General features: G+C 66.5%; 1 protein-coding gene. It reads left to right on the forward strand.

The window, feature by feature from the left end; translation table 11 throughout:
- Positions 1 to 209: 209 nt before the first annotated feature.
- A complete protein-coding gene (locus AN215_RS00095) occupies positions 210 to 1,415 on the forward strand; it encodes an IS110 family RNA-guided transposase (protein WP_070012789.1) in 1,206 nt (401 codons plus the stop codon).
- Positions 1,416 to 1,433: the final 18 nt, after the last annotated feature.

Consider the following 1,433-nt stretch of genomic DNA (forward strand, 5'->3'; position numbering starts at 1 on the left):
CCCAAAGCCGCTCCGTAAGTTGTTCGGCGGTCCGGGAGGGTCGGGTGTGGCTTTAAAGCCGCTTGCCTTCGGTGGCTCCGGTGGAGTGGCCGCCCGGCTCTCCGGGACGCCTGCCTGCTGATTGAGATGTGCGAACCGGTCGCTGCTTACGGAGCTGACAGCGGGTGTTCCTCGGACCGACACCACGTCGCCGAGCCGAGGAGACGCTCATGGCAAAGCAGTTGACCCAGATCTGGGTCGGCATTGATGCCGGCAAGGCCCACCACTGGATGACCGCGGTCGACGACGCCGGTGCCGCAGTGTGGAACCAGAAAGTCCCCAACGACGAGAGTGCGATCCTCGACGCCCTCGGCAGCGTCCTTGCCCTTGCCGATCACGTGCACTGGGCCATCGACATTGCCGGCACTGCCTCCGCGCTTCTGCTGGCGCTGCTTGCATCCCACTGCCAGGAGGCCGTCTACGTGCCTGGTCGGACAGTCAACCGCATGTCCGGCGCCTATCCAGGTGAGGCCAAGACCGATGCCCGCGACGCCTATGTCATCGCAGAAACCGCCCGTGTCCGACGGGACTTCACCAGCATCGGTGTCAGCGCTCAACTGGCCGCCGACCTTGCCCTCCTCACTGCACACCGGTCCGACCTGATCACCGACCGGGTCCGCATGGTCAACCGGCTCCGCGACGTGCTCACCGGGATCTTCCCCGCACTGGAGGCTGCCTTCGACTACTCCGACCACAAAGGTGCCCTCACCCTGCTCACCGGCTACCAGACTCCGACGGCCATCCGCCGCCGCGGCCTCACTCGTCTTACGACGTGGCTGACCCGCCGGAACGTGCGCAATCCTGCAACCGTCGCGCACACCGCCGTCCAGGCCGCAGATGCTCAACACACCACGTTGCCCGGCCAGCAGGTCGCCGCGGACATCGTGGCCGACATCGCCCAGCAGATCCTCGACCTCGATGAACGCCTCAATCGCATCGACAAGCAGATCCGCTGCACCTTTCGCAGCCACCCTCAGGCTGCCGTCATCGAATCGCTGCCCGGCATGGGACCCATCCTCGGCGCCGAGTTCATCGTGGCTGCCGGGGACCTGACCTCTTACGCGAACGAAGGCCACCTCGCCTCCGCGGCCGGCCTGGTCCCCGTCCCCCGCGACTCCGGACGCCGCACCGGCAACCTGCACCGGCCCCAGCGCTACAGCCGACGCCTTCGCCGCGTCTTCTACCTCTCAGCCCAGACCAGCATCATCCGCGAAGGGCCCAACCGCGACTACTACCTCAAGAAACGAGCCGAGGGCGCACAGCACGTCCAAGCCGTCATCGCTCTCGCCCGCCGACGAGTCGCAGTCCTCTGGGCACTCCTACGCGACAACCGGCCCTTCACTGCGATGCCACCACAAGCGGCTGCGACAGCTTGACTCGCTCATTGAGACTCC

The organism is Streptomyces abyssalis, from assembly GCF_001751365.1.
Lineage (GTDB): Bacteria > Actinomycetota > Actinomycetes > Streptomycetales > Streptomycetaceae > Streptomyces > Streptomyces abyssalis.

Excerpts from the sequence above, each read along its gene's own strand:
- AN215_RS00095 (WP_070012789.1), top strand. The coding sequence starts at position 210 with ATGGCAAAGCAGTTGACCCAGATCTGGGTCGGCATTGATGCCGGCAAG.